23 protein-coding genes are annotated in these 23,890 nt (G+C 67.5%); 15 read left to right on the top strand and 8 right to left on the bottom strand.

Going from position 1 to position 23,890, the window contains the following annotated elements; all coding sequences use genetic code 11:
• Window positions 1-2: 2 nt before the first annotated feature.
• Window positions 3-1,343 (bottom strand): glutamine synthetase family protein, encoded by a 1,341-nt coding sequence (locus V1Y59_RS13760; RefSeq protein ID WP_330505529.1) that lies wholly within the window; start codon window positions 1,341-1,343, stop codon window positions 3-5.
• A gap of 69 nt (window positions 1,344-1,412) precedes the next feature.
• On the bottom strand, window positions 1,413-1,787 hold the full coding sequence (locus V1Y59_RS13765; RefSeq protein ID WP_330505530.1) for a VOC family protein: 375 nt from the start codon (window positions 1,785-1,787) through the stop codon (window positions 1,413-1,415).
• 158 nt (window positions 1,788-1,945) lie between these two features.
• Here V1Y59_RS13765 and V1Y59_RS13770 point away from each other — a divergent pair, with 158 nt between their 5' ends.
• The 5 genes from V1Y59_RS13770 to V1Y59_RS13790 all read left to right on the top strand — a co-directional run bounded on the left by V1Y59_RS13770 (window position 1,946) and on the right by V1Y59_RS13790 (window position 7,842).
• Entirely contained in the window at window positions 1,946-3,607 is a 1,662-nt protein-coding gene (locus V1Y59_RS13770) for a flavin monoamine oxidase family protein (RefSeq protein WP_330505531.1), read from the top strand.
• Window positions 3,608-3,611: 4 nt separating this feature from the next.
• Window positions 3,612-4,430: a carbon-nitrogen hydrolase family protein gene (locus V1Y59_RS13775; RefSeq protein WP_330505532.1), complete on the top strand. Its 819-nt coding sequence runs from the start codon at window positions 3,612-3,614 to the stop codon at window positions 4,428-4,430.
• Window positions 4,431-4,604: 174 nt separating this feature from the next.
• Window positions 4,605-5,393, top strand: a complete 789-nt coding sequence (locus V1Y59_RS13780; RefSeq protein WP_330505533.1) for a hypothetical protein — start codon at window positions 4,605-4,607, stop codon at window positions 5,391-5,393.
• A 338-nt stretch (window positions 5,394-5,731) separates the two neighbouring features.
• A complete protein-coding gene (locus tag V1Y59_RS13785) occupies window positions 5,732-6,895 on the top strand; it encodes a DNA polymerase IV (protein ID WP_431309168.1) in 1,164 nt (387 codons plus the stop codon).
• Complete coding sequence (locus tag V1Y59_RS13790) at window positions 6,895-7,842, top strand: esterase/lipase family protein (RefSeq protein ID WP_330505535.1); 948 nt, start codon at window positions 6,895-6,897, stop codon at window positions 7,840-7,842. The genes V1Y59_RS13785 and V1Y59_RS13790 overlap by 1 nt, the downstream gene beginning before the upstream one ends.
• Before the next feature lie 16 nt (window positions 7,843-7,858).
• Here the strand turns inward: V1Y59_RS13790 and V1Y59_RS13795 are convergent, their stop codons facing one another.
• Together V1Y59_RS13795 and V1Y59_RS13800 are read right to left on the bottom strand one after the other, a co-directional pair.
• Window positions 7,859-8,344 (bottom strand): SixA phosphatase family protein, encoded by a 486-nt coding sequence (locus V1Y59_RS13795; protein ID WP_330505536.1) that lies wholly within the window; start codon window positions 8,342-8,344, stop codon window positions 7,859-7,861.
• Window positions 8,341-8,616, bottom strand: a complete 276-nt coding sequence (locus V1Y59_RS13800; RefSeq protein ID WP_330505537.1) for a hypothetical protein — start codon at window positions 8,614-8,616, stop codon at window positions 8,341-8,343. The genes V1Y59_RS13795 and V1Y59_RS13800 overlap by 4 nt, the downstream gene beginning before the upstream one ends.
• A 105-nt stretch (window positions 8,617-8,721) precedes the next feature.
• On the opposite strand from V1Y59_RS13800, the gene V1Y59_RS13805 reads away from it, so the two are divergent.
• Window positions 8,722-9,585 (top strand): DMT family transporter, encoded by an 864-nt coding sequence (locus V1Y59_RS13805; protein ID WP_330505538.1) that lies wholly within the window; start codon window positions 8,722-8,724, stop codon window positions 9,583-9,585.
• A gap of 27 nt (window positions 9,586-9,612) precedes the next feature.
• Here the strand turns inward: V1Y59_RS13805 and V1Y59_RS13810 are convergent, their stop codons facing one another.
• On the bottom strand, window positions 9,613-10,074 hold the full coding sequence (locus tag V1Y59_RS13810; protein WP_330505539.1) for a flavodoxin family protein: 462 nt from the start codon (window positions 10,072-10,074) through the stop codon (window positions 9,613-9,615).
• 190 nt (window positions 10,075-10,264) lie between these two features.
• Between V1Y59_RS13810 and V1Y59_RS13815 the strand changes: the two genes are divergently transcribed.
• The 3 genes from V1Y59_RS13815 to mmsB are packed head-to-tail and all read left to right on the top strand — an operon-like array spanning window position 10,265 to window position 13,946.
• Window positions 10,265-11,833 (top strand): CoA-acylating methylmalonate-semialdehyde dehydrogenase, encoded by a 1,569-nt coding sequence (locus V1Y59_RS13815; RefSeq protein WP_330505540.1) that lies wholly within the window; start codon window positions 10,265-10,267, stop codon window positions 11,831-11,833.
• A gap of 33 nt (window positions 11,834-11,866) precedes the next feature.
• Window positions 11,867-13,033 (top strand): acyl-CoA dehydrogenase family protein, encoded by a 1,167-nt coding sequence (locus tag V1Y59_RS13820; RefSeq protein ID WP_330505541.1) that lies wholly within the window; start codon window positions 11,867-11,869, stop codon window positions 13,031-13,033.
• Window positions 12,954-13,946: a 3-hydroxyisobutyrate dehydrogenase gene (gene mmsB, locus V1Y59_RS13825; RefSeq protein WP_431309171.1), complete on the top strand. Its 993-nt coding sequence runs from the start codon at window positions 12,954-12,956 to the stop codon at window positions 13,944-13,946. Before V1Y59_RS13820 ends, mmsB begins: the two co-directional genes overlap by 80 nt.
• Before the next feature lie 162 nt (window positions 13,947-14,108).
• Here mmsB and V1Y59_RS13830 read toward each other — a convergent pair whose 3' ends face one another.
• Window positions 14,109-14,612, bottom strand: coding sequence for a MarR family transcriptional regulator (locus tag V1Y59_RS13830; RefSeq protein WP_330505543.1), 504 nt, complete (start codon window positions 14,610-14,612; stop codon window positions 14,109-14,111).
• Between the two features lie 10 nt (window positions 14,613-14,622).
• Window positions 14,623-15,219 (bottom strand): TetR/AcrR family transcriptional regulator, encoded by a 597-nt coding sequence (locus V1Y59_RS13835; protein ID WP_330505565.1) that lies wholly within the window; start codon window positions 15,217-15,219, stop codon window positions 14,623-14,625.
• Window positions 15,220-15,274: 55 nt separating this feature from the next.
• Here V1Y59_RS13835 and V1Y59_RS13840 point away from each other — a divergent pair, with 55 nt between their 5' ends.
• Complete coding sequence (locus V1Y59_RS13840) at window positions 15,275-15,751, top strand: DUF4188 domain-containing protein (RefSeq protein ID WP_330505544.1); 477 nt, start codon at window positions 15,275-15,277, stop codon at window positions 15,749-15,751.
• A 16-nt stretch (window positions 15,752-15,767) separates the two neighbouring features.
• On the opposite strand, the gene V1Y59_RS13845 is transcribed toward V1Y59_RS13840, so the two are convergent.
• A complete protein-coding gene (locus V1Y59_RS13845) occupies window positions 15,768-16,415 on the bottom strand; it encodes a TetR/AcrR family transcriptional regulator (protein WP_330505545.1) in 648 nt (215 codons plus the stop codon).
• 236 nt (window positions 16,416-16,651) lie between these two features.
• On the opposite strand from V1Y59_RS13845, the gene V1Y59_RS13850 reads away from it, so the two are divergent.
• The 5 genes from V1Y59_RS13850 to atzF all read left to right on the top strand — a co-directional run bounded on the left by V1Y59_RS13850 (window position 16,652) and on the right by atzF (window position 23,849).
• Window positions 16,652-18,220 carry an amino acid permease gene (locus V1Y59_RS13850; RefSeq protein ID WP_330505546.1) on the top strand — a complete coding sequence of 523 codons (1,569 nt, stop codon included), beginning with the start codon at window positions 16,652-16,654 and terminating at the stop codon, window positions 18,218-18,220.
• Window positions 18,221-18,312: 92 nt separating this feature from the next.
• Window positions 18,313-19,161 carry an urea amidolyase associated protein UAAP1 gene (locus V1Y59_RS13855; protein WP_330505547.1) on the top strand — a complete coding sequence of 283 codons (849 nt, stop codon included), beginning with the start codon at window positions 18,313-18,315 and terminating at the stop codon, window positions 19,159-19,161.
• 296 nt (window positions 19,162-19,457) lie between these two features.
• Complete coding sequence (locus tag V1Y59_RS13860; protein ID WP_330505548.1) at window positions 19,458-20,126, top strand: urea amidolyase associated protein UAAP2; 669 nt, start codon at window positions 19,458-19,460, stop codon at window positions 20,124-20,126.
• A gap of 43 nt (window positions 20,127-20,169) precedes the next feature.
• Complete coding sequence (locus V1Y59_RS13865; RefSeq protein WP_330505549.1) at window positions 20,170-22,200, top strand: 5-oxoprolinase/urea amidolyase family protein; 2,031 nt, start codon at window positions 20,170-20,172, stop codon at window positions 22,198-22,200.
• Window positions 22,197-23,849: an allophanate hydrolase gene (gene atzF / locus V1Y59_RS13870; protein WP_330505550.1), complete on the top strand. Its 1,653-nt coding sequence runs from the start codon at window positions 22,197-22,199 to the stop codon at window positions 23,847-23,849. The genes V1Y59_RS13865 and atzF overlap by 4 nt, the downstream gene beginning before the upstream one ends.
• Window positions 23,850-23,890: the final 41 nt, after the last annotated feature.

Below are 23,890 nucleotides of genomic sequence, written 5' to 3' on the forward strand. Positions count from 1 at the left end.
GCTCAGACACTCCACGCGAGCCGGAACCGGTCGGCCAGGGTCTGCGCGGTGTGATCGGGGAAATGCGTGACCTCGTAGCGCCGGACTGCGACGAGGGCGTCGACAGCCGGGTCGCCGAGGATGTCGCGCAGCACAGGCGACGAGTCCATCGTGTCGACGACTGCGCTCTGATCCGCCGACAACGGACGGATGCCGGCGTCGGCGCGCTCCACCTCGGTGAGCGTCGACGGATCGACGGTGACCTGCGGCGGCAGCGTCATCCGTGCGTCGATGCCCCTCAGGGCGGCGCCGAGGATCGCGGCGGTCGCGAAGTACACATTGGCCGAGGCGTCGATGGCCTTCACCTCGAGGTTGGCGCCACGCGGCGTGGCCGGGCCGGAGCTGATGAGTCGGACCGCTGCCTCCCGGTTCTCCACACCCCAGCAGGCGAAGGCGCCGGCCCACTGGCCGGGCAGCATCCGCAGTCCCGACACCACCGATCCGCACAGCACGCCCTGCAGGTCGATCATCGCGTCGACGACGCCGGCCACCGCGTGCTCGCCGTCGACGGTCATGCCCGCCGTGCCCGAACCGCCCGAGAACACCGGCGCCCCGTCGCGCCCCAACGAGATGTGTTGATGCGCACCACAACCGACTCCGTCGGCGAATGGCTTGGGTGACAGGCTTATTCGCAAGCCGTGGCGTCGGGCGACCCGGCCCAGGACGATCCTGGTCAACACCAATTGATCGGCGGCGGCCACCGGGTCGAGCGGTTCGACGGACAGCTCGAACTGATTGTGCCCGTACTCCGGGTGGAACTGTTCGACACCGATCCCGGCCGACTCGCACGCCGCGAGCACCTCCCGGACGAACGCCTCATACTCCAGCACCCCCGCGGCGCCGTACTGCGCCCACAGATCCGACGGCTCGCGCTCACCGTGCGGGCCGGTGACGACGAACTCGATCTCGTGTCCGACCAGTGCTTGTAGACCTGCCGCCGCGAGCCGGTCGACGACGCGGCGCAACGTTCCTCGTGCGCACTGGGGTATGGGCTCACCGTCCTGGGCGAAGAACTCGCCCGGCGCCCAGGCCAGACCGGTGTCGATGGTGCGCATCGCCTCCAGATCGATCCGGATGCGCTGATCGCCGACGACGCCGATCGCGTCGGTGAAGGCGATCCCCACCTGGTCGGCGGCGAAGGCATGCCACGTCGGACTGGCGCCCAAACCGGCCGACGCGAACACCGGGATGCGGTTCCGCGGCACGATCTTGGCGAGCGTGAGGCCCGCGGGGTTGACGATCGTGCCCATCAGCACGGTCGGCTCGGCACCCACGGTGCCCGCCTGCACACCTGCCGACTGCATACCTCACAGTGTCGTGCCCCGGCGCGCCCGCCGCACACGAAACGGCGGACGCACTCGGCTTCGGGACGGTCAGCTCTCGTACCGGTACGGCAGGTACTGCACGTTCCAGTCATTGCCGTCCGGGTCGGTGAAGTAGACGAAGTGGCCCCACGGCTGCTCGTCGACCTCGCTCGCATCGACCCCGGCCTCGACGAGCTGCTTGCGGGCCACCTGGATGTCCGAGACACACAGCATGAGCGGTCCCGCATTGGGGCCGGACCTGTCGACGATCCCCTTCCCGAATGCGATCGAGCAGGACGATCCCGGTGGCGTCATCTGGACGAACCGGACGTCATCGCTGGGGGACTGATCGTGGTCGGGGTTGAATCCGATCCTGGTGTAGAACTCCTTCGCGCGATCGACATCGGTGACAGGTAGAAACGCGACTTCGAGTGTCCAGTCCATGGTTGTGCCTCTCAGTAGTTCGTTGATCTCGGTGTCCTCATTCTCAACCGGATCGCGGACAGCAAAGGTCCGCAATCGCGAGATCTTCATCGGGTGGTCACGGCGCGTCGGCATCGCGGAACCCCGCGGCCGGTGCGCCCTCGCCATACGCTGGACCTGTGCACCCCGATCCGCCGGTGACCATCTTCGGTCCGGATTTCCCGTTCCCCTATGACGACTGGATCACCCATCCGGCCGGCATCGGGTCGGTGCCCGCAGATGCCCTCGGCTCTGAGGTGGCCATCATCGGTGCCGGAATGGCGGGGATGGTCGCGGCGTACGAACTCATGAAGATCGGTCTCCGCCCGGTGGTGTACGAGCCCGAGCGAATCGGCGGGCGCCTGTGGTCGGAACACTTCGTGCCCGGAGAACCCGAGGTCGCCGAACTCGGTGGCATGCGGTTCCCGGTGTCCTCGTCGACCTTCTTCCACTACGTCGACTCCTTCGGACTGCGGTCGCGACCATTCCCCAACCCGCTGACCGCTGCGGCGGGCAGCACCGTCATCGATCTCGGCGGCGAGACGCTGTACGCCCGAACGCTCGACGACCTCCCGTCGATCTACACCGAGATCGAGAAGGCGTGGGACAGCGCGCTCGAACGTGTCGCCGGGTTCTCGGCGCTGCAGGACGCGATCCGCAACCGTGACACCGCGCGGCTGAAGGAGCTGTGGAACCGGCTGGTGGTGGAGTGGGATGACCGCAGCTTCTACGACTTCCTCGCCACCTCCGACGAGTTCGGCTCGCTGAGCTTCCGGCATCGGGAGTTGTTCGGACAGGTCGGATTCGGTACCGGCGGGTGGGATTCCGATTTCGCCAACTCGATGCTGGAGATCTTCCGGGTGGTGGTCACCAACTGCGACACCGACCAGCACCTGATCGTCGGCGGTGCCGAACAGGTGCCCCGCAAGCTGTGGTCGGACACCCCGCCGCGCATCCGGCACTGGCCCGTCGGAACCAGCCTGTCCTCCCTGCACAGCGGTGTACCCCGCGCCGGCGTGGCAGCGTTGCGCCGACTCGGCCCGAACCGCATCGAGGTCGTCGACCGGTGGGGCGACTCACGTGAGTTCCCGGCCGTCGTCGCGACCTGTCAGGCGTGGCTGCTCTCCACCGAGATCGAGTGCGACGAAAGCCTATTCAGCCAGGACCTGTGGATGGCGCTGGACCGGACCCGCTACATGCAGTCGTCGAAGACCTTCGTCATGGTCGACCGGCCGTTCTGGAAGGACCGTGATCCCGAGACCGGACGCGACCTGCTCAGCATGACATTGACCGACCGGCTCACCCGCGGGACCTACCTGTTCGACAACGGGCCCGACCGGCCCGGCGTCATCTGCCTGAGTTACACGTGGATGAGCGACGCGTTGAAGGTGCTGCCACATCCGGTGGAGAAGCGGGTGTCGCTGGCACTGGAGGCGCTGCGCAAGATCTACCCCGACGTCGACATCGCCGCACACATCGTCGGGCGGCCGATCACCGTCTCCTGGGAGAACGAACCACACTTCCTCGGTGCGTTCAAAGGCGCGCTGCCCGGGCACTACCGTTACAACACTCGTATGTACGGCCACTTCCACGGACAGGAACGACTGCCCGACGCCGAACAGGGCATCTTCCTCGCCGGCGACGACGTCTCGTTCATGCCGGCCTGGGTGGAAGGTGCCGTGCAGACCGCACTCAACGCGGTGTGGGGGGTCATCAACCACTTCGGTGGTGCAGCCCATCCCGACAATCCCGGTCCGGGCGAACGCTACGCCGAGCTCGGCCCCCTCGACATCGGGTTGTGATCGCATGACCGACAATCTTGAGAACCCTGATGATGTCCGGCTTCGGTTGGCGCTCTGGCAATGTCAATCCGCGCCCGCCGGCGTCGCGGAGAATCTGGAACGCCTGGACGACGCCGCCGCACAGGCGGCACGTCACGCGGCCGATCTGCTGATCACGCCGGAGATGATGGTGACCGGCTACAGCCTCGCCGCCGACGAGGCCGAACGCTTGGCCGACCCCGAAGACGGACCGATCGCCGCCCGCGTCTGCGAGATCGCCCGGCGGTACGGCGTCGGCATCCTCTACGGGTGTGTCGAGCGCGCGCGGGACGGGCTGCTGTACAACGCGATCCGTCTCGTGGACAGGACCGGCAAGCCGCTGGCAACGCACCACAAGACGCACCTGTTCGGCGACCTCGACCGGGCGATGGTCGCGGCCGGATCGGTGCCGCCTCCCGTCGTCACAGTGGCCGGTTGGCGGGTGGCGCTGCTGACCTGTTACGAGGTCGAGTTCCCGGAACTGGTCCGCTCGTGCGCCGTTCGCGGAGCCGACGTCATCTGCGTGCCCACCGCGAACATGATCGAATACGACGTCGTCCAAGTCGTCCTGCTCCGGGCGCGGGCACTGGAGAGTCAGGTGTACGTCGCGTACGCCAATTACTCTGGTGCGGAACGTGATCTGGTCTTCGGAGGCCGCAGTATGGTGGTGGGACCGGCCGGATCGGTGATCGCCGAGGCGAGTCGGACCCCGGACATGATCCTGGCGGATACGGACCGCGAAGTGCTGCGAGGGTCGCGGGAGACCTATCCGTATCTGGCCGACCGCCGCCCCGAACTCTACTGAACTCCGACCGCGACACGAGACCATCGACGCTGAAACACGTTACAACCGCGACGAGATTGTCTCTGGACAGACTGGGTGGCGCTACCTTACGGTAGCGATACGCATCGAGGTTACCGACGGGTAAGTCGCGGTGCGACGGGTGGGTCGACGTGGGGGTCGACAGCTGTCAAGGTCGTGAATTCCAGAGTCGGGCTGGACATCACGCTGTTCTTCGCGGCACAGGAGGGGGTCATGCCCGATACGTTGACGCGTCGTACGAGAGTTGCGGCAGACGATTCGCTACCGCGATCGCTGGCACTTCTCGAGGCGATCGAGGTGACCGAACTGATCCTCATACCCGGTGTGGACGCGCTGCTCGACGCGCCGCAGGACTTCGCCATCACCTTCGACGCGTCGATCGCCCTGTCCGGGATGCTGCGCACGCACACCCGTCGAGTCGGTGCCATGAAGCGGCTGGCCGTCGAGGCGCTCGAGGAGACCGGTTGTGGTCCAGCAGAACTCGCCCGGATTCCGTCATCACTTCCGGTCCGGGCGGCCGAGTACATCGCACGTTCGGATCGGTGGTCGGCCGATCCGCAGGGCGCCCGGACGGTGCGGGTCGCGTTCGCGTTCGTCGCCGCCCATACCTTGACCGACCCGACGGATTGCCACACCGCCTCTCGCGCACTGCATCTGCGTCCACGCCCGCTGCATGACGAGCGCGCGCTGCTGCAGAGTGTCCTGCGGACTGCGCTCGGCGGATTGTCGGATGGTTCAGCTCGCCTGCTGGCCACCTACATCAGCAAGGCGAGCGCGTTCTTCGCCCAGTCCGACGACGCGCGGTGGTCGGTGCCCTGCGATCGCCGACGGCGTTCGGCGCCGCGGACCATCGACTACAACCCCGATGCCCTTCGGGAGGCCTGCCGAGCGGCCGGGTTGGACGCGGTGGACCTGCGCATCGCAGCACGAGGCGAGATGGGTTAGCCCCGGCGTCGCGAGCTTCAGATGTGCGACGGCGCTCACAATCATCGTTGAATATGAGCTGGACCACTGGACAAGCCCGCGGGTTTACCTTACCGTAGGTTACGCATCGGTAAGCTACGCGCGGGTAACTTATGAAGAAGTCGAACGCGCACGTCAGAGGGGAATTCTGCGGCACGTCACCGACTCGCGATCGGTCGGCTGCCCATCTCAGCAACCCGTATGGACGCAGGGGAGGCGTCGCTCGAGGGGTCGGGTCGGGTCGGTCGGCTGTCGTCGCAGCATGTCCGACCCGACCCGGTGTGACGTCCGGCCCGGCCTGTGACATCCGGCCCGACGGTATGACATCGCAGTACGCTGAGTCCGTGGCCGACGCACCACGCTACCGGTGGCTGATTCACGTCGACCTGGACCAGTTCCAGGTCTCCGTGGAACGGCTGCGCAGTCCCGAACTCGTAGGTGTGCCGGTGATCGTCGGGGGTAACGGCGATCCCACGGAGGCGCGCAAGGTCGTCACCTGCGCGTCGTACGAGGCACGCGACGCGGGTGTCCGTGCCGGAATGCCTTTGCGCGCCGCCTACCGCAAGATGCCCGACGCCATCTACCTGCCCCTCGACGTTCCCGCCTACGACGTCGCGTCGGCCGAGGTGATGTCGGTCCTGCGGGGCCTGGGCCATCCGGTGGAGGTGTGGGGCTGGGACGAGGCCTACATGGGCGTGGACGCGGTCGACGGGGAGGCGCCCGCCGGCCACGATCGGATCGGGATCGGTGATCTCGCCCTGCGGATCCGCACGGAGATCTTCGACCGGACAGGCCTGCATTGCTCGATCGGGATCTCCGACAACAAACAGCGCGCCAAGATGGCGACGGGCTTCGCCAAGAAACCCGATCCGGCGGCAGATGCGCTCGCGCCCTTCCGTATCGAGAAGGTGTTCCTGCTCGACGAGCTGAACTGGTTGCCGTTGATGGGCCCGCGACCCTGCCGGGATCTGTGGAGCGTCGGCCCCAAGACCGCCGCCAAGCTGGCCGGCCACGGGGTCGACACGGTGGAGGAGCTGATCGCGACACCACGCGAGAACCTCATCGGGATATTCGGCCCGCACCAGGGCAATTGGCTCTATGTGCTGTGCCGCGGTGGCGGTGACGCGACGATCACCGAAGAACCGTGGTTGGCGCGTTCACACTCCAAGTCACGCACGTACCCGACAGACATGACCGACGCTGCCGAGATGCGCGCGGCGGCCCTGGAACTGACCGAAGACCTGCTCGGCCAGATCCTGTCCGAAGAACGCGAGGTGTTCCGGGTGGCGGTGACAGTACGGACCACGACGTTCTACACCCGGACCAAGTCCCGCAAGCTGCCCGCGCCGACGACCCGACTCGACGACATCGCACCGGTGATCTCCGAGCTCCTCGGGAATTTCGAGATCGAGCGGCCGGTGCGGTTGCTCGGCGTACGCTGCGATCTGGTGATGCCCGAGGAGGGGGACGAGGAGGAGAGCTGATGCGTGCGGGTCTCGCGTTCCTGGTCGCAGTGGTGGCGGCGCTGGTGATGTGCGCGGCCCCGGCGTCGGCCGCACCACGACCACTACCCGTCGTCTACGACTTCACGGCAGGCATCGGCGCCGAACTCGCCGATCCGGGCGGGTCCCTCCCGGGGACAAACGACTACGGATGCCGTCCGACAAGGCAGCACCCACGCCCGGTGATCCTGGTGCACGGCACCGGCGGTGGGCAACAGACGAACTGGGTCACTCTCGGACCGGTGCTGAAGAACGCCGGCTACTGCGTGTTCGCACCCACCTACGGCGCCCTGTCGCCGGTGTGGCCCCTGTCGGCGCTGGGCGGACTCGGCCCCAAAGCCGAGAGTGCCCGGCAGCTGGCAACATTCGTCGACCGGGTGATGGCTGCGACCGGCGCCCGGCAGGTCGACATCGTCGGCCACTCGCAGGGCACCGAGATCCCCACCTACTGGATGAAACACCTCGGTGGCCGGGGCAAGGTCGCCCACTACGTGTCCCTTGCGCCGTACTGGCGGCAGGAGCGTGACTCCGGTGACGCGCGCGGCGACGCCGTCGCCCTGTTTCGTCGCGCCCTCGGAATTCCGGTGCCACCACAGCCCGAGTGCCCCGACTGCGTTCCACCGCCCGCCGACTTCACGTTCAATCAGGCAGTGCGGCAACCGACTCCCTACCTGCCCGGAGTGGCGTACACGAACATCGTGACCCGCGACGATCAGATCGTCACTCCGTACTGGACCGGAATCCTCGACGGTCCGCCGGGCACCGACGTCACGAACATCGTCGTGCAGGACGGTTGTGCTATCGATCGGTCCGAGCACGCGTCGATCACGTCCAACAGGCGCTCCGCGGCGATGGTGCTCGGCGCACTCGACCCGGCCAACGCGCCGCCAGTCCCGTGCGTCCCGGTGGCGCCCTACACGGGCGGTTGATACACGGAGGGAGCGATCATTCGCGCGGTATCCGCACGCCGACCAGCCGGGCGTCCGCGTCCACATCGAGGCCGACCCGGTCCCACGGGGTCCCCAGGGTGACCACGGCGTAGGCGGACGTGGGGAACCGGTCGATGTGACCGTCGGCGTCGAGGGTCAGCGCCGTGGCGGGCATGCCCGGTGAATGGCCGACCACCATCACGGTCTGTGCGTCGGGCGGTGCGTGTACCCGCAGGGCCTCGAGGATCTCGTCCGGTGCACCGCCGTAGACGTCGTCGACGTAGACCGTCGGGACGTCGATCCCGGTGCGCTCGAGGGTCTGCCGTGTCCGGGTCGCCGTGGAACACACGACCGCGTCGATCTGCAGTCCTTCGTCACCCATCCACCGGCCGGCGAGTGCGGCCTCGCGTTGCCCGCGTTCGGCGAGTGGCCGTTCGTGGTCCCCGACTCCGGCCGGATAACCCGACTTCCCGTGCCGCATCAGCACCAAGGTCCGGCTCATGCGGCACCTGCCGCACGGCGCTCGGCGCGCTCGGCGGCGATCACGCGCAGCAGCGACGCCGTCGCGCGCCACGCGGCCGCCTCCTGCCGGCAGTACGAGGCGTCGTCATCGGCCCCGGACGCGAGGTGCTCGTCGGCGAGCTCGTCGAACGCGATGCATTCGTCGAGGGCCTCGTCGATCAGCTCCACGGCAGAGCGCGGTGAGCTGCACACCCGGACGATCGTGTCGCCGTCGAGTGTCATCAGACGTTCGAGGTCGGGCTGATACCGCATGCTCCCAACCTACGACGCACAGGCGACAACGTCGTGCGCACACACCGTGAGCAGCCCATTCGGGTCCGGATCGGAGTGCCTGGTGCGATCACTAGGGTGGACCGGGTGCATACCTGGGTCCCCGCGCTGCTGTCTGTGGCGGCAGCGCTGATGATCGCGGGTGGAACGGTGATGCGGCAGCGCTCGTCGTATGCGAGCGGCGCCATCGCGCGCGGCTGGTGGCTGGGCGCCGCCATCGCCATCTGCGGGTTCGGGGCCCAGGTCGTCGCGCTGGGACTCGGCTCCATCCTGTTGGTCCAGCCCATCGTCGTACTGGCGATCCTGTTCGCCCTGCCGATGGAGGCATGGGCCGATCATCGATGGCCGCTGCGGGTCGAATGGGTGTGGGGAGCGGTCCTGGTGGCGTGCGTGACCGTGTTCCTCGTCATCTCGCGTCCGGAACCGTCACAGCGGCGGCCGGACGAGGTGCTCGTCGCCGCGACGGTCGGTGCCGTGATCGCGGTCGTGCTGTGCTGCGTCGTCGCCGCCGAGCGATCGAACCGGCATTACAAGGCGCTGTTGTACGGGGTGGCCGCGGGCACGCTGTTCGGGGTGTCGGCGTTGTTGGTCAAGGCCGTCGCGGTGCGTCTCGTCCACGATCTGGAGCACGCACTGCGCTACCCGGAGCTCTACCTGTTCGTGCTCGTGGGTGTCGCCGCGATCATTGCGCAGCAGCGGGCGTTCGGTGCCGGTGAGCTGCAGACGTCGTTCCCGGCGCTCACTGTGATGGAGTTGGCGGTGTCGATGGCGCTGGGCGTGGTGCTGCTGGGCGAGAACCTCACCGTGTCGGTGCCCACCGCCCTGTTCCTCGGCGTCGTTCTCGCAGTGATGGTGCGCGCCGTCCTGGAGCTCACCAGGCTGGCCGCGGTGCGCGCCGAGGAGATCGCACAACGGTCGCACGGCCCCGGCAGCGGAGCCATGCGCGGCTGACGGTTACCGCAGTCGACGGTTGTCGTCTCAGTTGACGGGCACCGGGTCGATCAGTCCGCTGATGGACTCGGCCCACTCCGCGGCCTGTTTCGCCGGCTTCACCGCCGACGAATTGTCGTGACGGGCGTGCTCGCCGATCTGGGTGGCGCCGCGCTTGGCCAACATGCCCGCGATGATCTCGCCCCCGCGGTTGAAGGTCTCGCCGTAGACGGTGTCGCCGAGGCCGAACACCGCGAACCGTAGTCCGGAGAGATCCGGGTCCACATCGTCGAGTTCCTCGGCGAAGGGCTCCGCCCCCGTCGGCAGTTCACCCTCGCCGTAGGTGGAGCAGACCACGACCAGGAAATCCGCCGGGTCGAGATCCTCGACGGCGAACTCGCTCATGTCGTAGATCGAGGGATCGTGATCGGCCGCGAGGACATCGGCGATGGCGTCGGCGACCAACTCGCAGTTTCCGGTCTCGGTGCCGTAGAGGATGACGACGGACATGATCTGGAGGCTCCCTTCGATGTCGTGCTTCGGTGGCCACGACTCCGGTAGGCGAGGCTACCCTAAGTTGGATTCGGCGGGAAATCTGCAGGTGAAGGGGGCTTGCGAAAATACTTGGATGTCCTACTATTGAGGACGGAAGCCGATTTCCCCGGCGTTGCCCCGACTCCCGAATCAAGGTGATCTCCCCGTGTCAACTACTGACGTCGACGTCCGTTCCGTCCCTCACTTTCTGAACGGCTCCGCCGTGACCGTCACCGACGGCCGATTCGCAGACGTGTTCAACCCCAGTACCGGCGCGGTCGCCGCGAAGGTTCCGCTCGCCTCGACCGCCGAGGTCGACGCCGCGGTCGCCACCGCCGTCGAGGCGCAACGTGAATGGGCGGCGTGGAACCCGCAGCGTCGCGCCCGCGTGCTGATGCGGTTCGTCGACATCGTCAACCAGAACGCCGACGAACTGGCCACGCTGCTCTCGATGGAACACGGCAAGACCCACGCCGACGCGAAGGGCGACATCCAGCGCGGCATCGAGGTCATCGAGTTCGCCATCGGCATCCCGCACCTCCTCAAGGGCGAGTTCACCGAAGGCGCCGGCGCCGGAATCGACGTGCACTCCGTCCGTCAGCCGCTCGGTGTGGTCGCGGGCATCACGCCCTTCAACTTCCCGGCGATGATCCCGCTGTGGAAGGCCGGGCCGGCCCTGGCCTGTGGCAACGCCTTCATCCTCAAGCCCAGCGAACGTGATCCGTCGGTGCCCGTGAAACTCGCCGAGTACTTCACCCAGGCAGGTCTGCCCGACGGCGTCTTCCAGGTCGTGCACGGCGACAAGGAATCCGTCGACGCGCTGCTGAACAACCCCGATGTCCAGGCATTCGGCTTCGTCGGCAGCTCCGACATCGCGCAGTACATCTATTCGACGGCCGCGGCCAACGGCAAGCGTTCCCAGTGCTTCGGTGGCGCGAAGAACCACATGATCGTCATGCCCGACGCCAACCTCGACCAGGTCGCCGACGCGCTGATCGGCGCAGGTTACGGCAGTGCCGGCGAGCGCTGTATGGCGATCAGCGTCGCGGTCCCGGTGGGTGAGCAGACCGCAGAAAGGCTGCGCGCCAAGCTGATCGACAAGGTCAACGCCCTGCGGGTGGGTCACAGCCTCGATCCGAAGGCCGACTACGGACCGCTGGTGACCGCCGCGGCGCTCGAGCGGGTCAAGGGCTATATCGCCAAGGGTGTCGAGGAAGGGGCGGAGCTGGTCATCGACGGCCGCGAACGCACCAGCGACGAGCAGTCCTACGGTGACGAGGACATCTCCGGCGGCTTCTTCATCGGCCCGACCCTGTTCGACCATGTCACCAAGGAGATGACGTCTTACACCGACGAGATCTTCGGCCCGGTGCTGCAGATCGTGCGGGCCGGCGACTACGAAGAGGCGCTCGCGCTGGCGTCGGATCATCAGTACGGCAACGGTGTCGCGATCTTCACCCAGGACGGCGACGCCGCGCGCGACTTCACCGCGCGGGTCAACGTCGGCATGGTCGGGGTGAACGTGCCCATCCCGGTTCCGGTGGCTTACTACACCTTCGGCGGTTGGAAGCGGTCCGGTTTCGGCGACCTGAACCAACACGGCCCCGCGTCGATCCAGTTCTACACCAAGACCAAGACCATCACGTCGCGGTGGCCGTCGGGCATCAAGGACGGGGCGAGCGAAGCGACGGGGTATTCAGGAAAGGCCGAGTTCGTCATCCCGACGATGGACTGATCCTGCGGGAACCGAAGTGAGAGAGCATCACGCATGACGATCATCACCGACAGCGGTCTCGACGCCGACGAGCGCGTCATCGTCGAGACCGCCGCCGGGTTCGCGGCCAAGAAACTGGCGCCCTTCGCCCTGGAATGGGATGAGAGCCACCACTTTCCGGTCGACGAACTCCGCGAGGCAGCCGAACTCGGCATGGCCGCCATCTACTGTGCCGAGGACGTCGGCGGCAGCGGTCTGCGCAGGATCGACGGCGTGCGGATCTTCGAGCAGCTGGCCTACGCCGACCCGGCCGTCGCCGCGTTCCTCTCGATCCACAACATGTGCACGTGGATGGTCGACGGATACGGCACGCCAGAACAACGGGCGGTGTGGGTGCCGAAGTTGGCGTCGATGGAAGCCGTTGCCAGCTACTGCCTCACCGAGCCGGGTGCCGGATCCGACGCCGCCGCGCTGTCCACGCGGGCGGTCCGGTCGGGCGACGAGTACGTGCTCACCGGCGTCAAGCAGTTCATCTCGGGTGCCGGTGCGAGTGATGTCTACATCCTCATGGCACGTACCGGCGCCGACGGTCCGCGCGGTATCTCGACGTTCATCGTCGAGAAGGACCGCCCGGGGCTGAGTTTCGGTGCGCAGGAACGCAAGATGGGCTGGCACGCGCAGCCGACCGCGCAGGTGATCCTCGACGAGGTGAGGGTGCCGGCCGCGAACCTGCTCGGTGGCGAGGAGGGGATCGGCTTCGGCATCGCCATGAACGGGCTCAACGGCGGGCGCCTCAACATCGCGGCGTCGTCGTTGGGCGGCGCGCAGGCCGCATTCGACCGGGCAGCGCAGTATGTGGCCTCCCGGAAGGCGTTCGGCGGCGCGCTGATCGACGAGCCCACCATCCGGTTCACACTCGCCGACATGGCGACCTCGTTGGAGGCCTCGCGACTGATGCTGTGGCAGGCGGCCGCGGCGCTCGACGCCGACGCCCCCGACAAGGTGGAGAAGTGCGCGATGGCCAAGCGCTTCGTCACCGACACCTGCTTCACCGTTGCCGACCAGGCCCTGCAACTGCACGGCGGCTACGGGTATCTGAACGAATACGGTCTCGAGAAGATCGTCCGCGATCTGCGGGTGCATCGGATACTGGAGGGCACCAACGAGATCATGCGGGTCGTGGTCGGGCGGTCGATCGCGTCGCGGTACCGCGAGAACTGACCGCACCGCCAGACAACATCATCGAACACAGGGAGATTCGACAATGACGACGATCGCCTTTCTGGGCCTCGGCAACATGGGTGGTCCCATGGCAGCGAACCTGGTGAAAGCCGGGCACACGGTGCACGGTTTCGATCCGGTGCCCGAGGCGGTGAAGACAGCGCAGGAGAACGGCGTCGAAACATTCCCGACCGCGGTCGAGGCCGTCGCCGCCGCCGAGGTGGTGATCACCATGCTGCCCAGCGGGGCCATCGTGAAGAACCTCTACACCGACATCCTGCCCGCCACCCAGACCGGTGCGCTGCTCATCGACAGTTCCACCATCTCCGTCGACGACGCGCGGTCGATCCACGAGCAGGCCGCCGACCACGGATTCGCACAACTCGACGCCCCCGTGTCCGGTGGGGTGAAGGGCGCGGTGGCCGGCACGTTGGCCTTCATGGTCGGCGGCGAGGACGAGGCCTTCACCGCGGCGCGCCCGACGCTGGAACCCATGGCCGGCAAGGTGATCCACTGCGGTGCGGCCGGTGCCGGACAGGCCGCGAAGGTGTGTAACAACATGGTGCTGGCGGTCCAGCAGATCGCCGTCGGCGAGGCGTTCGTGCTGGCCGAGAAGCTCGGGCTGTCCGACCAGGCCCTCTACGACGTCATCACCGGCGCCACCGGCAACTGCTGGGCCGTCCAGACCAACTGCCCGGTGCCCGGCCCGGTGCCCACCTCGCCGGCCAACAACGACTTCAAGCCGGGCTTCGCGACGGCGCTCATGAACAAGGACCTGGGCCTGGCGCTCGACGCCATCGGCAGCACCGGCTCCCGCGCCCCGTTGGGCACCCATGCCGCGCAGATCTACAAGTCGTTCGCCGAGCAGCACGCCGACCTCGACTTCAGCGCGATCATCAAGACGCTCCACTGAACTGATGGCGCCGGGCCCGCTCTCGCTGCGGGCCTCCTCGCTGCGCTCGTCGATCCTCGCTCGGTGACCCGGACGCTGGATGGCGCCGGGCCCGCTCTCGCTGCGGGCCTCCTCGCTGCGCTCGTCGATCCTCGCTCGGCGACCCGGACGCTGGATGGCGCCTCAGAAGTCACCCGCGTTGTGCCGTAGCGACTGGATTGCGGTCACCATCGAGGTCATCTCGTCGTCGGTCATCCCGACCGCACCGAACACCTCGTCGTTGAGTGTCGCGGTAGCGTCCTCGACCGTGGACCGGCCGAGATCGGTGATCTCCACCAGGGTTGTCCGGCCGTCGGTGGGGTGGGGGACCCGGCGGACGAGCTTCGCCTCCTCGAGGCGACGGATCGCATGCGTGACACTGGTGACGTGCACCTGGAGCCGATCACTCGCCTTGGTGATGGGTAACGCGCCCTGCCGCGAAAAGGCCAGCAGGCGAAGCAGTTCGAAGCGCGAGAAGCTCAGATCGTAGGGACGCAGCGCGCCCTCGACGCGGGCCAGCAGGATCTGGTGTGCGCGCATGATCGAGGTCACCGCGACCATGCCGTCGGCGACGTCGCCCCATCCGGCGTCGGCCCAGTTCTGCCGTGCCTCGGCGATCGGGTCGAAACGCATACTGCGGCCTGCCATGCCTCACACCCTATCCACGATCGGCACGCCATCCGTCGATGACGGCGCTGGCAGCCGCGACCGGATCGGCCGTGGGCGGGAAGTGGCCCGACAGCAGTAACAGCGACAATCCGTGTACCTGTGACCAGAGGGATGCCGCCACGGTGTCGACGTCGGCGCCCTTCCGGAACACGCCGGTGTCGATGGCCCGCGCCACGCCGTGACGCAGGGGTGCGATGGCCCGCGCCGAGGCGGCCTCCGTTTCGGCGGTGGGGGCGATGCCCGCCCGGGATTCGCCGAACATCAACTCGTACAGGCGGGGATTGCCCAGTGCCCACCCGACGTACTGCACCCCGAGTTCACCGAGGTCGGACTCGACCTCGGCGCCGGTCGCGGATTCCTGCGCCGCGGTGAACGACTCGAAAGCACGGACCAGGACACCCCGGATCAGGCCCTCCTTGTTGCCGAACAGTGAGTACACAGCTGTCGTCGAGGTGCCGGCGGCTCGAGCCACCTCCCGGACCGACAACGCATCGACGCCGCGCTCGCCGACGACCGCCACGGCCTCGTCGAGCAATCGGTCGCGAAGTTCGTCGGTGTGCACTTTGGGTCTTGCCATGGCGACGATTGTTTCATAACGTTGTTTTGTAACGACGTTATGAAACTCCGACCCGGAGGCCAGGATGCCACGTCCCGATGCTCGTCGAATCACCAACCAGACCCCGCCGCCCGGGACCACACTGTTCCTGATCGGCATGCGTGTCACCAACCCGCTGCGCGTGCGCGCGTGGCTCTACGTCTTCCTCGCCATGCCGCGGATGCTGTTTCATCTCCGTCGGCACGCGGACGCGGGAATGCTCACCTACCGCCTCTACGCAGGTTCGTCACTGATGGTGCTCTCGTACTGGCGCTCCCCAGAAGACCTGCGCCGCTTCGCCGCAGACACCGATGCTCCTCATCTGCCGGCCTGGCGAGGGTTCAACAAACGCTTCGCCGATACCAACTCCGTCGGTATCTGGCACGAGACGTACGTGATCGGCGAACACGAGACCATCAGCAGCGGAATGCCGCCGTGGGGACTCGCCGAAGCGGTTGGCGCCGAGCCGATCGGGCGGGGGAGCGCCACCGCGGCCGCACGACTCGGGCGCTGCCCGGTCTAGTACTTGGCGAACGCCGTCACGCCGACGGTGTGTGCTCGATCAGCATCTCGATCGCGCCGACGATGGTGTCCACCAGACCGGCAACCGTGTGGTCGCCGAGTTCGCCCCGCTGTTCGTCGGAGCGCATCATGATCACCGACTCGACGAGGCGGAACGGGAGAAGACGTCGGTTGTCGGAGGCGTTGCCGAGGGTCTCGGTGGCCAGTGACTCGTACGCGGCGGCGAGCTCCTGGCGGGCGGCGCGGAACTCGCCGAAGCGATCGTCGGCGAGTTCGGGCAGCAGATAGAGCGCCCCGAGGTTCCAGCGTCCGGCGGCCAACTGTGTCACGTCGTAGCGCGCCAGGTCCAACAGACGTTGCAGGGCAGGTGCTTCGGTATCGAGCAGTTCACGGGCGCGTTCGGCGGACGGGTCGACGGTGGTGGCGAGCAGCGCGGCGAGAATGTCGTCCTTGGTCTTGAAGTAGTGGTACAGCGACGCCTGCCGGACGCCGACCGCGTCGGCGATCATCCGGGTCGACGTGCCGGTGTACCCGTGCCGGGTGAACAACTCGGCCGCGGCATCGAGGATCTCATCGCGCGCGGTGTCGCCGTGGCGCCTCGGTTTGACCAATCGTGGGCGGCCCGGGCTGGCCGTGCGCTCCTGTGCTGACGCCCGCGTCGCCATGGCAGTCCTCGATTCGCGCCCCTGTGTTGGTCATCCGGCAGAATCCAGCCTAGCGCACCCCTGTTTCGGGCATTCGGGGCTCTGACCTGCGGCGCGTAACACATTCTTAGCGCCAGTTTCCGCGCCTGAAACATTTCTGTCACTTGATAGAAATTGCTGTACGTTTATCTATCAACCGACAGATAAGCCGCTCACCGTTGAGCCGACCACGAAGACCTCAGCAGAGAGACGACCACATGACCTCCACCGCGACGACACCGCCACCTGTCCCGCCACCGTCCTCGGGCGGCGGGGATGCCGACGACCTCTCCGAGTTCGGGTACGACCAGCAACTGCACCGCTCGCTCGGGAAGTTCGCGTCCTTCGCGGCCGGTTTCTCGTTCGTGTCGATCCTCACGACGATCTTCCAGCTCTTCGGGCTCGGCTTCGGGTTCGGTGGGCCGGCGTTCTTCTGGACGTGGCCGATCGTGTACGCAGGCCAGTTCCTGGTGGCGCTGTGCTTCGCCGAGATCGCCGCCCGCTACCCGATCTCCGGGGCCATCTACCAATGGTCTCGCCGGATGGGCGGTGAGGTCATCGGCTGGTTCGGCGGCTGGTTCATGATGATCGCCCAGATCGTCACCGCCTCCGCGGCCGCGATCGCTCTGCAGGTCGTGCTGCCGTCGGTCTGGGGTGGATTCCAGGTCATCGGCGACGACCCGACCCTCACCAGCACCAGCGGTGCGGCCAACGCGGTCCTGCTGGGCTCGGTCCTGCTGGTCATCGTCACCACCATCAACTGCGTCGGCATCTCATGGATGAGCCGCATCAACAACATCGGCGTCACGTGTGAACTCGTCGGCGTCGTCGCCGTGGTGCTGGCGTTGTTCACCCACGCCCAGCGTGGCCCCGACGTCGTGTTCGACACCGGCATCCCCGGCCAGCAGCCCGGCTACATCTGGGCGTTCATCGTGTCCGGACTCATGGCCGCCTACGTCATGGTGGGCTTCGGGTCCGCCGGTGAGCTCGCGGAAGAGACCCGCAACCCGCGCCGCGTCGCGCCGAAGACCATTCGTCTCGCGCTGACGGTCTCGGCGATCGGTGGTGGTCTCATGCTCCTCGGTGCGCTGATGGCCGCACCGACCCTCGACGAACAACTCGCCACCGGTGGCCTGCCGTACGTGCTCGACTCGGTGCTCGGCAGCTTCTGGGGCAAGGTGCTGCTCTGCGACGTCGCGGTGGCGATCTTCATCTGCACCCTGGCCATCCAGACCGCGTGCTCGCGGCTGATGTTCTCGATGGCCCGGGACGGCCGCCTGCCGTTCTCGAAGACGCTGTCGCATGTCAACGAGCGCACCGGAACGCCCATCGCGCCCGCAATCCTCATCGGTGTGCTTTGCATCGGCATCCTGCTCGTCAACGTCGGCAACTCGGCGATCTTCGCCACCCTGGCCAGCGTCTGCATCATCTTGATCTACCTTGCCTACCTGTCGGTGACGGCGCCGATGCTCTATCGCCGGTTCCAGGGCTGGCCGACCGACCGGACGGCTGTCGACGCCGAGGGCAAGAAGCTGTTCACGATGGGCCCGTTCGGCATCGTCGTCAACGTGCTCGCAGTCGCCTACGGCACGTTCATGGTGATCAATCTCGCCTGGCCGCGGGCCGAGATCTTCGACCCGTCGGGGGAGATGCCGATCCTGCGCTGGGCCGGCCCGATCTGCATCGCGATCACTGTTCTCGTGGGCATCGCGTGCTTCCCGCGAGGCAAGGAACATCCGAAGCCGGTCACCTCGCCGATCGCTGATCGAGTCGACACGAGCCGCTAACTTACCCCTTCGCTGATCGAGTAGATGCGAGCCGCTAGGCGAGCATCGTATCGAGATCCGTCGGCACGACAACAACACTCAGGAGTTTCACCATGACCACCACCACCGACGGCACCGCGACCACCGCGGGCGCCCGCGAGCACGCCCGGTCGCAGGCCGGGACCATCACCGACACCATGCCGGTGGTGCCGGCCTCCCGCTGGCCCAACCCTCCGGCAGGTATCGACCCTTCCCGATTGACCTGGGCCGAGACGGTTCCCGGCGGTCGCTACACCAGCAAGGTGTTGGCCCGCGGTACCCGACTGCGACTGCGCGACATCACCGGCACCGCCTGCGCCCACGTCCTGCTCTGGCGGGCCGACGCACCGTGGGAGCGGCTCAACGTGGCCGACACCGTCAAGGTGCCGTGGCAGGCCTACCTGTCGACCGGGCACCCGCTGCTCAGCGATCAGGGCCGCGCCCTCGCCACCGTGGTCGCCGACGATTCGGGCCACCACGACGCACTCTGCGGCACCTCGACCCTCGCCGGCAACACCGCGAAATACGGTGCCGGCGTGGCCCACTCGGACACTCCTGCCGGGCGGGAGCTGTTCACCCTGGCCGCCGCGAAGCATGGCCTGACCCCCTCCGACGTCGCGCCGTCCCTGTCGTTCTTCCATGGCGTGGTCGTGGAGAGCGATGGCACGCTGACGTCGAAGGGATCGGCCGGCCGCGACAAATCCGTCGACCTGATCCTGCACCTGCCGTGTGTGGTTGCCGTCGTCAACACCGCGCATCCGCTCGATCCGTCGCCGACCTTCGACACCGGCCCGCTCGAGATCCTCTCGTGGAAGGCCACCTCCGACCTGGACGAACTCCTGACCACCGTCGACGCGACCGACCCGGAGTATCAGCGCGCCGTCGCCAATTCCGAAGACGTCTGGTCCGCAGCACATTTCTGATTCCACCGCCGGAGATTTCGATACGCCACTCACTACGTTCGCGGCTACTCAATCAACGGAACAAACGCCACTCACCCCCCCGCTGGTCGAGTATCGAGACCGCAGGCCGAACCCCCGCTGGTCGAGTAGTCCGAGGCGCTAGCCGAGGGCGTATCGAGACCCACGCGAACCCCGTTGGTCGAGTAGTCCGAGGCGCTAGCCGAGGGCGTATCGAGACCCACGCGAACCCCCGCTGGTCGAGTAGCCCGAGGCGCTAGCCGAGGGCGTATCGAGACCCCACTCACCCGAGGAAACCCATGACCACCACATCACTCATCACCACCGACCCCGCCGAACTCGCCCTGGTCCCCGGCGACGTCATCACCGACACCGTGATCGGCGACCGCGCGCCCTGGTCCGGGGTCGTCGCCGCCGGCGACGTCCTGACCATCGTCGACCTCTACGGCAACCAGGCCGTCGACACGCTGTTCTACGGCGGCCGGGACCACACCATCCGGTACTCCGCCCAGGCGACGATCGCGGCCCAGGGCAACATCTTCCTCACCACCGGCACGGTGATCCGGGACCAGGAGTCCAATCCGCTGATGACCATCGTCGACGACGAGGTCGGCAACCACGACACGCTCGGCGGCGCCTGCTCGCAGGAATCCAACACGCTGCGTTACGGCCACCACACCAAGCATCAGCATGCGTGCGTCGAGAACTTCCTCATCGGTGGCGCCCCACACGGTCTCGGCAAGCGAGACATGGTCGGGAACGTGAACTTCTTCATGAACGTACCGGTGGATCCCGACGGATCCCTCGGCATCGTCGACGGTCTGTCGGCGCCGGGCAAGCGCCTGGCGCTGCGCGCCGAGGTCGACACGCTCGTGCTGATCTCCAACTGCCCGCAGATCAACAACCCCTGCAACGGATTCGACCCGACCGAGGTCCGGGTCATCGTCACCCGGCCCCACGCGGCCTGACGCCGCGAGCCACCCGAGACTTACGCGAGGAGCATCGAGCACCATGGCCACCATCACCGTTCACCGCGCGGGGCCGCAGACCACCATCCAGGACTGGCCCGGCCGCATCGGCTACTGGAAGGTCGGGGTCCCACCGTCCGGCCCGATGGACGACCTGTCGTTCCGACTCGCCAACGAGGCCGTCGGCAACCCTGCGGACGCCGCCGGGCTGGAAGCGACGATGATGGGGCCGGCATTGCGGTTCACCGAGCCCCGGGTGGTCGCCGTCACCGGCGCCCCTGTCGACGTGGCCCTCTCGGGTAGGCGTGTGCCGCAGTGGGTTCCGATCCACGTCGAGGCTGGGGACACGCTGGACGTCGGGGCGGCGGCCGATCTCGGTATGCGGATCTACATCGCCATCGGTGGTGGTGTCGATGCGGAGGACTACCTCGGCAGCAGGTCGACCTTCACGATGGGTCGGTTCGGCGGACTCGACGGCCGCAAACTCGCCGACGGCGACCAGCTCGCCATCGTCGGTGATGTCGCGCGGTCCCCGCGGCGCATCCTCACCGACGAACAGCCGGCGTTCACGCACACCTGGCAACTCGGCGTGACCATCGGCCCACACAACGCGCCGGAGTTCTTCACCACCGAGGACATCGATGACCTGCTCGGCACGGCGTACGAGGTCCACTTCAACTCCGACCGCACCGGCATCCGCCTCATCGGACCGAAACCGCGCTGGGCGCGCGACGACGGCGGTGAGGCCGGGCTGCACCCGTCCAACATCCACGACAACGCGTACTCGGTGGGCGCGCTGGACTTCACCGGGGACACTCCCATCCTGCTCGGCCCCGACGGCCCGAGCCTCGGCGGTTTCGTGTGCCCGGTGACCGTGGTCGCCGCCGAACGATGGAAGCTAGGTCAGCTCAAGCCCGGTGACACCGTGCGGTTCATCCCGATTCGCAGCGACCGGGCGGCATCCCCGTCGGAGATCGGGCTCGGCCGGCGTGCCTGCCTCGTCGATGTCCTCTCCGACGGCGGCGATCCCGACGACGGCGTCCTCGGTGCCACCACCACCGCCGACGGCGCCACCGCGGTCACCTACCGGCGCAGCGGCGACGACAACATCCTCGTCGAGTACGGCGACATGCGGCTCGACCTGGCGCTGCGGGCCCGGGTGCACGCGCTGAGCGAACGCATCGCGGCCGAACAGCCGAAGGGGCTGATCGACCTCACGCCCGGAATCCGTTCGCTGCAGGTGAAGGCCGATCCCGACGTGTGGTCGCAGCAGCGGATGCTGCAGTGGCTCAACGAGTGTGAGAGTCAGCTGCCGCCCGCCGAGGACCTCGTCGTGCCGAGCCGCACCGTCGAGCTACCCCTCTCCTGGGACGACCCCGCGACCCGCGAAGCCATCGAACGGTACATGCTGGGCGTCCGTTCCGATGCGCCGTGGTGCCCGTGGAACATCGAGTTCATCCGCCGAATGAACGGTCTCGACTCGGTCGACGACGTGCACCGCATCGTGTTCGATGCCAACTACATGGTTCTCGGCCTCGGCGATGTCTATCTGGGTGCGCCGGTAGCCGTCCCGCTGGATCCGCGGCACCGGCTCGTCACCACGAAGTACAACCCGGCGCGCACCTGGACCCCGGAGAACGCCGTCGGGATCGGTGGCGCCTACATGTGCATCTACGGGATGGAAGGGCCGGGCGGATACCAGTTCGTCGGGCGCACCACCCAGGTGTGGAATCACCGGCACCCGCTGCCGGCACCCGGATTCGATCCCGAGCACCCGTGGCTGCTGCGCTTCTTCGATCAGATCCGGTGGTACCCGGTCAGTGCGGACGAGCTGCTCGACATGCGCGCCGACGTCGCCGCCGGTCGCGGCGACAGCGTCCGGATCTCCGACGGCAGCTTCTCGTTGGCGGCCCATCAGGAGTTCCTCGACCAGAACGCCGAGGACATCGCCGCCACACGTGGCGCGATGGAGTTCGCGCGGGCGGAGGAGCGTGAGAGATGGTCGCAGCAAGGTGAATTCGCGCGAGTCGCGGGCAACGCCGCAGCGGAATTGAAAGAAGGAAAGGTCGCATGAGCCGTATCGACGACATCTATCGCCGCATCGACGAGGCGGAGCGGCCCGAGGTCTTCATCACCCTGCGTCCGCGCGCCGACGTCGAGCGCGAGTACGCCGCATCGATGGACGGCGGCGGGGCGCTCGCCGGAGTCGTCCTCGCGGTCAAGGACAACGTCGACGTGGCCGGCATGCCGACCACCGCGGCGTGTCCCGGATACGCCTACGAGCCGAAGGCGGACGCGCCCGCGGTCGCTGCCCTACGCGCGGCCGGCGCCGTGGTGATCGGCAAGACGAACCTCGACCAGTTCGCGACCGGCCTGGTCGGCACGCGCAGTCCGTATGGGGCCGTGCGTGACTCACGGCGACCGGACCGTATCTCGGGTGGCTCGAGCTCGGGTTCGGCCGTCGCGGTCGCGCTCGGGTTCGCCGACATCGCGATCGGGACCGACACCGCCGGATCGGGTCGTGTGCCCGCGGGTCTGCAGGGCATCGTCGGGGTGAAACCCACGGTCGACGTCGTCTCCACCGAAGGGGTGGTGCCGGCGTGCGCCAGCTATGACACGGTAACCATCTTCGCCGAGAGCCTGACGCTGGCGAACCGGGCGATGGCGGCGATGGCGCAGGCTCCGGGTCCCCGGCCGTTCGGCCCGACGACGTCGTTGGCGGCCACCGAGCATCCGACGATCGCGATACCCGCCGAGCTGCCGGAGCTGTCCGAACAGTGGCGAGCGGCATTCGGTGCCGCGGTGCGACATGCGGAGGAAGCCGGACTCCGCATCAAGCCGATCGATCTGACGCCCTTCCTGGCGGCTGCGCGGCTGTTGTACGACGACGCGCTCGTCGCCGAACGATCGCACGCCGTAGGCGCCTTCATCGCGAACGCCGACGCCGCCTCCGGACTCGACCCCGTCGTATCCGGAATCATCGGCGCAGCAGACCGTTTCACTGCCGTGGAGCTCCTTGCCGCGCGGACCCGGCTCGCGGAACTGCGGGCTGAGGCGATGGCCGAACTCGGTGATGCCGACGCACTCATGGTGCCGACCGCGCCCTGTCATCCGGCCCTGTCCGAGGTCGCCGACGATCCCGTCGGTGTCAACTCGCGGATGGGCACCTACACCAACTTCTGCAACCTCTTCGACCTCTGTGGCGTCGCCGTCCCGGCCGGCACGGTCGACGAATCCGACGGCACCCGATCGCAATTCGGCGTCACCCTGCTCGGTCGCGCACACGAGGATGCTGCGGTGATGGACCTCGCGCACCGGTTCGCCGCTGAGGGTGATATCGGTGCGGCGTGGCCGGAGAGCGTCGCGCCGAGTGTGGAACTGGCCGTATTCGGCGCTCACATGCGGGGCGGCCCACTCACGCACGAGCTGTCCGAGCGGGGCGCGCGCTGGGTCGGCGAGGTGGCCACCGCGCCGTGCTACCGCCTTGTCGCGCTCGACACCGTGCCGCCTAAACCGGGCCTGGTGCGCGATCCGGGCGGCAGGTCGATCGCCGGTGAGGTGTGGACCCTGTCACCGAATGCGTTGGGGGAGTTCCTGGCTGCACTACCCGCACCGATGATGCTCGGCAGCGTGGAGCTGTCCGACGGCAGCTGGGTGGTCGGGTTCGGCTGCGCGGCCGATGCCGCCGAGAACGGAGAGCAGCTCGACCGGCAGCGGTGGTGACACCGGTCTGCAGGGGCGCGACCGATCGGTCGGCCATTCTC

Origin of the sequence: Gordonia prachuapensis (assembly GCF_036350515.1) — a bacterium.
Lineage (GTDB): Bacteria > Actinomycetota > Actinomycetes > Mycobacteriales > Mycobacteriaceae > Gordonia > Gordonia prachuapensis.

Coding starts and splice junctions, on each gene's coding strand:
- V1Y59_RS13795 (WP_330505536.1), bottom strand. CDS start 8,344: ATGAGCCGGACCTTGGTGCTGATGCGGCACGGGAAGTCGGGTTATCCG.
- V1Y59_RS13765 (WP_330505530.1), bottom strand. CDS start 1,787: ATGGACTGGACACTCGAAGTCGCGTTTCTACCTGTCACCGATGTCGAT.
- V1Y59_RS13865 (WP_330505549.1), top strand. CDS start 20,170: ATGGCCACCATCACCGTTCACCGCGCGGGGCCGCAGACCACCATCCAG.
- V1Y59_RS13850 (WP_330505546.1), top strand. CDS start 16,652: ATGACCTCCACCGCGACGACACCGCCACCTGTCCCGCCACCGTCCTCG.
- V1Y59_RS13840 (WP_330505544.1), top strand. CDS start 15,275: ATGCCACGTCCCGATGCTCGTCGAATCACCAACCAGACCCCGCCGCCC.
- V1Y59_RS13820 (WP_330505541.1), top strand. CDS start 11,867: ATGACGATCATCACCGACAGCGGTCTCGACGCCGACGAGCGCGTCATC.
- V1Y59_RS13775 (WP_330505532.1), top strand. CDS start 3,612: ATGACCGACAATCTTGAGAACCCTGATGATGTCCGGCTTCGGTTGGCG.
- V1Y59_RS13860 (WP_330505548.1), top strand. CDS start 19,458: ATGACCACCACATCACTCATCACCACCGACCCCGCCGAACTCGCCCTG.
- V1Y59_RS13800 (WP_330505537.1), bottom strand. CDS start 8,616: ATGCGGTATCAGCCCGACCTCGAACGTCTGATGACACTCGACGGCGAC.
- V1Y59_RS13790 (WP_330505535.1), top strand. CDS start 6,895: ATGCGTGCGGGTCTCGCGTTCCTGGTCGCAGTGGTGGCGGCGCTGGTG.
- V1Y59_RS13830 (WP_330505543.1), bottom strand. CDS start 14,612: ATGGCAGGCCGCAGTATGCGTTTCGACCCGATCGCCGAGGCACGGCAG.
- V1Y59_RS13855 (WP_330505547.1), top strand. CDS start 18,313: ATGACCACCACCACCGACGGCACCGCGACCACCGCGGGCGCCCGCGAG.
- V1Y59_RS13785 (WP_431309168.1), top strand. CDS start 5,732: ATGACATCGCAGTACGCTGAGTCCGTGGCCGACGCACCACGCTACCGG.
- atzF (WP_330505550.1), top strand. CDS start 22,197: ATGAGCCGTATCGACGACATCTATCGCCGCATCGACGAGGCGGAGCGG.
- V1Y59_RS13810 (WP_330505539.1), bottom strand. CDS start 10,074: ATGTCCGTCGTCATCCTCTACGGCACCGAGACCGGAAACTGCGAGTTG.
- V1Y59_RS13760 (WP_330505529.1), bottom strand. CDS start 1,343: ATGCAGTCGGCAGGTGTGCAGGCGGGCACCGTGGGTGCCGAGCCGACC.
- V1Y59_RS13845 (WP_330505545.1), bottom strand. CDS start 16,415: ATGGCGACGCGGGCGTCAGCACAGGAGCGCACGGCCAGCCCGGGCCGC.